Consider the following 6,276-nt stretch of genomic DNA (forward strand, 5'->3'; position numbering starts at 1 on the left):
AGGCCGAATTTGAAGTCTTTTCTGAACGAAACCCCCTACTATCTGTGGTCAAGGTTCAGTTTTTAGCTTGGTTATCGCTTTTTCCATTTTAGCTTAAAGCCGTCCTCAAAGGACGGGGTTTTAACCCAAATTTTCGATAACATGGTTTAGTATAAGCTCGATCAATATGGAATCAAGACTCGTGTTATCTAATCTCCTAGCCGATTTCAAGATCATTTTTGAACGTGACCCCGCTGCCCGCAACTGGTTAGAGGTAATGTTTTGTTATCCCGGATTACAGGCTTTACTGTGCCATCGCTTCGCCCATTGGCTGTATCAGATCGGGATTCCCTTTATTCCCCGTTTAATTTCCCATCTTGCCCGTTTTCTGACTGGTATCGAAATTCACCCCGGGGCCCAAATAGGTCAGGGTGTTTTTATCGACCATGGCATGGGAGTTGTCATCGGAGAAACGGCCATTGTCGGTGATTATGCCCTCATCTATCAAGGAGTTACTTTAGGAGGGACGGGGAAAGAAAGCGGTAAACGTCACCCGACTCTAGGGGAAAATGTGGTGGTCGGCGCTGGGGCCAAGGTTTTAGGTAATATTTATCTGGGTAATAACGTTCGCGTCGGTGCTGGTTCTGTGGTCCTGCGCGATATTCCTGCCGATTGTACCGTTGTTGGTGTCCCCGGTCGTTTAATCTATCGGGCCGGGACGCGGGTGGAACCCCTCGAACACGGTGATTTACTCGACTCGGAAGCGGTGGCTATTCGCGCTTTGGTGGACCGCATCGAACAACTGGAAAAACAAGTGTACGAATTGCGGCTAGAACGGTCAAAAGAACCAGATTATCGGATTAATTGCCCAGTTTTAGCCCATTTAGAAGAAGAAGCGAGTCATAGCTGTTGTCCTGCGGCCGATCGAGATATGCGCGAGTTTCTCGAACGGGCGGTTTAACCCCGATAATCTTCTGATATGATGGAAGACTGGTTTTCTAAGTAAGTGGTTTTAATTAAATAGAAGATGGATTTTGCCTTCCATCCCCCCTTAATAAGGGGGTATCTGACAATTTTTAACACCTACCTACTTAGTAGCTGAAACCCATTCGTCAAAGCTATGATTATTAAGGACTACTTGGCACCGTCCGATGGCTCAAACTGACTCGATCCGTATCCGTGGCGCCCGACAACACAATCTCAAAAATGTTGATCTCGAATTACCCCGCAATCAGTTGATTGTTTTTACGGGAGTTTCGGGATCGGGCAAATCTTCCCTCGCTTTCGACACTATTTTTGCGGAGGGACAGCGCCGCTATGTGGAGTCCCTCAGCGCCTACGCGCGCCAATTTTTAGGACAATTAGATAAACCCGATGTGGATGCGATCGAGGGTTTAAGTCCGGCTATTTCCATCGACCAAAAATCCACTTCCCACAATCCCCGTTCTAGTGTGGGAACTGTAACGGAAATTTACGATTACTTGCGTTTATTGTTCGGTCGTGCAGGTGAACCCCATTGTCCCCATTGCGATCGCAATATTGCCCCCCAAACCATCGATCAAATGTGCGATCGAGTGATGGAATTAGCCGAGAAAACCCGTTTTCAAATCTTAGCCCCGGTAATTCGCGGCAAAAAAGGCACGCATAAGCAATTAATCTCTAGTTTGGCCTCCCAAGGCTTTGCCCGGGTGCGGATTGACGGCAAGGTAGTAGAATTATCCGAGGGCATCGAGTTAGATAAAAAACATCTTCATGATCTTGAAATTGTTATCGATCGCCTGATCAAAAAAGAGGGTTTACAGGAAAGATTAGTAGATTCTTTAACCACTTGTTTAAAGCATTCCGATGGTGTAGCGATTGTGGAAATTCTCGATGAGAATAACGAAGATAATCCCGAAGTTACCAAAGAAATTGTCTTTTCCGAGAAATTTGCCTGTCCTGAACACGGGGCAGTTATGGAGGAATTATCCCCCCGTTTATTCTCTTTTAATTCTCCCTATGGTGCTTGTCCCAACTGTCACGGATTGGGCAGTTTACGAAAATTTTCAGCAGATTTAGTCATTCCTGACCCGAAACAACCGGTTTATTCGGCTATTGCTCCTTGGTCAGATAAGGATAACTCCTACTATCTTTCTCTCCTCTACGGTTTAGGGCAAGCTTTAGGTTTTGAAATTCAAACCCCTTGGCAGAAACTAACAAAAACCCAGCAAGATATCATTCTCTATGGGAGTAAAGAACCGATCTATTTTGAAGATGATTACCGTTATGATACTGGTCGCGGTTACTATCGAGAATTTGCGGGAGTTATCAATATCTTAGATAGGAATTATCAAGAAACCACCTCGGAAGTTATTAAACAAAGACTAGAGAAATATATTGTTAACCAAACCTGCGAAGTTTGTCACGGAAAAAGATTAAAACCGGAAGCTTTATCGGTACGTTTAGGACAATATACGATCACGGATTTTACCGGAGTTACCATTCGGGATTGTTTGCAGAGAATTAATGATTGTCATTTAACCCCAAGACAAGCATTAATTGGAGAATTAGCCCTCAAAGAAATCAAAGCGAGACTACAATTTTTAATCGATGTGGGATTAGATTATCTTACCCTCGATCGACCGGCGATGACTTTATCCGGGGGAGAATCCCAACGAATTCGATTAGCCACTCAAATCGGTTCGGGATTAACAGGAGTACTATACGTTCTCGATGAACCTAGCATCGGATTACACCAAAGAGATAATAGTAAACTGTTAGAAACCCTGCAAAGATTACGAGATTTAGGTAATACTTTAATTGTCGTCGAACACGATGAAGAAACGATTCGGGCAGCCGATTATGTGGTCGATATCGGTCCGAAAGCGGGGATTCATGGCGGAGAAATCATCTGTCAAGGCAGTTTTAAAACCCTTTTAAAGTCCAAAAAATCGATAACAGGGGCCTACTTATCGGGACGCAAAGTTATTGAAACTCCTCCCCAAAGAAGGGAAGGGAATGGTAATGCTTTAGTCTTAAAAAATTGCCATCAAAATAACCTAAGAAATATTGATGTAACGATTCCTTTAGGAAAATTAGTCTCGATTACGGGAGTATCTGGTTCGGGCAAATCCACCTTAATTAATGAGTTATTATATCCGGCTTTACAACATCATTTAACCCGTTTAACTCCCTTCCCCAAAGAGTTAGATAAAGTGGCAGGATTGGACGCGGTTGATAAGGTAATTGTCATTGACCAATCACCGATAGGACGCACTCCTCGGTCAAATCCTGCCACCTATACGGGGGTTTTTGACATTATTCGCGAGATTTTCACCGAAACCATCGAAGCAAAAGCTAGAGGTTACAAAGCGGGGCAGTTTTCTTTTAATGTTAAAGGAGGACGCTGTGAAGCGTGCCTAGGCCAAGGAGTAAACGTCATCGAGATGAATTTTCTCCCCGATGTCTATGTGCAGTGTGATGTGTGTAAAGGGGCGCGTTACAATCGGGAAACCCTACAGGTTAAGTATAAAGGTTATTCGATCGCCGATGTCTTAGATATGACGATCGAGGAAGCATTAAAGGTCTTTGAAAATGTCCCCCGGGCCACCACCAGATTACAAACTCTCGTGGATGTGGGTTTAGGATACTGTAAACTCGGTCAAAGCGCTCCCACTTTATCCGGTGGAGAAGCGCAAAGGGTGAAATTAGCGGCCGAATTATCCCGACGGGCCACGGGAAAAACCCTATATTTGATTGATGAACCGACTACGGGTTTATCTTTTTATGATGTGCATCATCTCTTAGATGTGTTACAAAGATTGGTCGATAAAGGTAATTCGATTATCGTCATCGAACATAATCTCGACGTGATTCGCTGTAGCGATTGGATTATTGATTTGGGACCAGAAGGAGGGGACAAGGGAGGAGAATTAATCGCGGTGGGAACACCGGAAACCGTGGCTAAATGTGAAAAATCCTACACTGGTCATTATCTTGCCCAAGCATTACTTCAATATCCCCCAAAAAAGCAGGATAATATTAGGGAATAACACAGAGATAATAAAGCCAATGATCAAGATTAGTCTTTAACTCTTGTTCGCTCTTAATTTCCTGACCGGTTTTCCAAGAATAAATTTTAATATCTTGAAAGTAAGACCTTAACTGTCTTAATTGTTCTTTGGGTGTGGCGTAATAATTTTGCAGACGAAAATTATGGGGTTCATCCCGAATAATTGCATAGTCAGCAGTCAATAACTGTTCGTAGCTAAGAGAGGGATTACAGGCACGCAAAATCGCCCAGATGACTAAATTAACATAGCTACTAAAAGGATTCAAACTAATCTTTTTTTTCCAATCGAATTCTGGAATAATTCCCTGAAGATTATGACTAGAAAAACAGAAATAACCACCCGGTTTACCAATGCGACTAATTTCCTCTAAAACTAGGAAACGGTCAGCAGGGGAAATATAATCAATGCCATTAAAACTAAAGAGAATAAAATCAAAATAATTATCCGCAAATTGTTCTAGATTTCTGGCATCAGCCACTTGCCAGACTAAATGAGGGAATTTTTGACGACAAGCGGCGATCATTTCCGCAGAATAATCGACACCGATATATTCTCCCACAAGAGGTGCAAAATACTTCGTAGTCCGTCCCGCACCTACCCCTAAATCAAGCATTTTCATCGTCGATAAACGCTCTTGCAGCAGGGTTAAAATTGTCCTTTCTGCCGGCTGTAGCGCGGTTAATTGGGCATAATAACCGACAATACTAGGGTCTCTATAGGTTTGCTGATTTTTGTCCTTAATCATTCTCGATCGCTCTTTCCTCATAATCTGGCTGTTTTTCTCTTACTAATAATTCACCTTCCCAACCGCCAATTACTTCTTCAAAAAAGCCTTCTTGCCATTGGCTAAATGTAGTTTTTTCTTCTTTTTCTTTTAGAGATATTGGCTGATAAACTAAGGTGACTTCTAAATCTGTGTTTTTAAGTTCATGCGGTAAAGATATTTGTAATGTTCCATCTTCTCCTACACGGGTTTTAAAACTAATTGTTTTCATTGATTAACTCCTTTTGAAAACTTAAATTTCATGATTTAGCTTCTTTAATCACTCAATTGGGAAACCGGGTATAGCAGTATCGATTAACTTCATTAACTTCATGGTTTCGGCTCAGGTTACTACTATCATAAGGATAGTGTAATATGTCCTCGTCTGACAAGGTGCGTCCCTTGCGGTCTTTTAACCATAAAGACATCTTCACCCCAAACAGGTTCGACATCGCAGAAATCCCCATCCTATGAGAATGGCCGTACATCCCACTCAAGACACCGTTACGGGGGTCTATTCGAGATCGAACTCACGATGTTGCATAACCACGAGAAACTTGATATATTGGCAGTTGATAAATATTATTGAAAATTTACCGGAGACATAAATATGTTATCAACTGATGTCAGACAAAAATCAATGATTAAGAGAATTGAGCAAGTTGTTTCTATTTTAATGGAAGACCGCCCTTTCTTTAAAGAGGAGCTTAATTATTCAGAAATGGTGAAACATTTGGTTAAATTATTTGAAAAAAATTTACCTTTTGAGGAATTTAACACTATGTCAGAGGCAGAATTGAAAGAGCATTGTAGCTTTATTATGGCTACAGAAATCTTATCAAAAATTGGCGGGGATTTTACTCCTGAACAAATGGCTATTTTCGATGAAGCAATTAAGCGTAAATAGGTGATTATGAGTTATTTGCTAGATACTAATATCGTTTCTTTGATTATTAAGCGTAATCTTGAAATTTATCAAAAAATTGAAGATGTCAAAGCTCAAAGAAAAAGTATCTTTATCAGTTGTATTACTTATTTTGAAATTAAGAGGGGATTTTTGGCAGTTGCTGCACCTAAACAAAGAGAAAGATTTAACAAACTTTGTCAGGATTATCAAATTATTTTATTAGATGATTTAGCTATTTTAGAAAAAGCAGCCGAAATTCATGCTGATCTTAGATTAAGAGGATTACCCATACAAACAGAAGATATTTTAATTGCTGCTACTGCTATAGTTAAAAGTTTAATTGTTGTTTCTAATGACGGTGATTTCTTGAGGGTTGAAGGATTAAGTTTAGAGAATTGGGTAGAGTTATAAATTGAACCCAATCTTTAAGTCATCCGGCTCTTCGGTAATTGTTATGCAAATAATTAACTTAAAATAAAATTCGATGAGAGTGCCTACGCCTAAAAGTAGCTGAAATCTATACAGGGAGACACTTAAGGCACAAATAGGTTAATACCAAAAGATAGACAATTGAG

General features: G+C 40.9%; 6 protein-coding genes. 4 read left to right on the top strand and 2 right to left on the bottom strand.

Going from position 1 to position 6,276, the window contains the following annotated elements:
• Window positions 1-166 precede the first annotated feature (166 nt).
• Window positions 167-940 (top strand): serine O-acetyltransferase, encoded by a 774-nt coding sequence (gene cysE, locus IM479_RS11140; protein WP_287673873.1) that lies wholly within the window; start codon window positions 167-169, stop codon window positions 938-940.
• A gap of 190 nt (window positions 941-1,130) precedes the next feature.
• Complete coding sequence (gene uvrA / locus IM479_RS11145; protein ID WP_287687293.1) at window positions 1,131-4,010, top strand: excinuclease ABC subunit UvrA; 2,880 nt, start codon at window positions 1,131-1,133, stop codon at window positions 4,008-4,010.
• On the opposite strand, the gene IM479_RS11150 is transcribed toward uvrA, so the two are convergent.
• Both IM479_RS11150 and IM479_RS11155 read right to left on the bottom strand, forming a co-directional pair.
• Window positions 4,000-4,776 carry a class I SAM-dependent methyltransferase gene (locus IM479_RS11150; RefSeq protein WP_287687295.1) on the bottom strand — a complete coding sequence of 259 codons (777 nt, stop codon included), beginning with the start codon at window positions 4,774-4,776 and terminating at the stop codon, window positions 4,000-4,002. The genes uvrA and IM479_RS11150 overlap by 11 nt on opposite strands.
• Window positions 4,769-5,026 carry a hypothetical protein gene (locus tag IM479_RS11155; protein ID WP_287687296.1) on the bottom strand — a complete coding sequence of 86 codons (258 nt, stop codon included), beginning with the start codon at window positions 5,024-5,026 and terminating at the stop codon, window positions 4,769-4,771. Before IM479_RS11155 ends, IM479_RS11150 begins: the two co-directional genes overlap by 8 nt.
• 378 nt (window positions 5,027-5,404) lie before the next feature.
• On the opposite strand from IM479_RS11155, the gene IM479_RS11160 reads away from it, so the two are divergent.
• Together IM479_RS11160 and IM479_RS11165 are read left to right on the top strand one after the other, a co-directional pair.
• The gene (locus IM479_RS11160) at window positions 5,405-5,701 is read left to right on the top strand and encodes a hypothetical protein (protein ID WP_287687298.1); all 297 of its coding nucleotides are present in this window, start codon (window positions 5,405-5,407) and stop codon (window positions 5,699-5,701) included.
• A 6-nt stretch (window positions 5,702-5,707) separates the two neighbouring features.
• On the top strand, window positions 5,708-6,112 hold the full coding sequence (locus IM479_RS11165) for a type II toxin-antitoxin system VapC family toxin (protein WP_286827303.1): 405 nt from the start codon (window positions 5,708-5,710) through the stop codon (window positions 6,110-6,112).
• Window positions 6,113-6,276 lie beyond the last annotated feature (164 nt).

The sequence above is a fragment of the Microcystis sp. M165S2 genome, from assembly GCF_020245885.1.
Lineage (GTDB): Bacteria > Cyanobacteriota > Cyanobacteriia > Cyanobacteriales > Microcystaceae > Microcystis.

Excerpts from the sequence above, each read along its gene's own strand:
- cysE (WP_287673873.1), top strand. The coding sequence starts at position 167 with ATGGAATCAAGACTCGTGTTATCTAATCTCCTAGCCGATTTCAAGATC.
- uvrA (WP_287687293.1), top strand. The coding sequence starts at position 1,131 with ATGGCTCAAACTGACTCGATCCGTATCCGTGGCGCCCGACAACACAAT.
- IM479_RS11150 (WP_287687295.1), bottom strand. The coding sequence starts at position 4,776 with ATGATTAAGGACAAAAATCAGCAAACCTATAGAGACCCTAGTATTGTC.
- IM479_RS11155 (WP_287687296.1), bottom strand. The coding sequence starts at position 5,026 with ATGAAAACAATTAGTTTTAAAACCCGTGTAGGAGAAGATGGAACATTA.
- IM479_RS11160 (WP_287687298.1), top strand. The coding sequence starts at position 5,405 with ATGTTATCAACTGATGTCAGACAAAAATCAATGATTAAGAGAATTGAG.
- IM479_RS11165 (WP_286827303.1), top strand. The coding sequence starts at position 5,708 with ATGAGTTATTTGCTAGATACTAATATCGTTTCTTTGATTATTAAGCGT.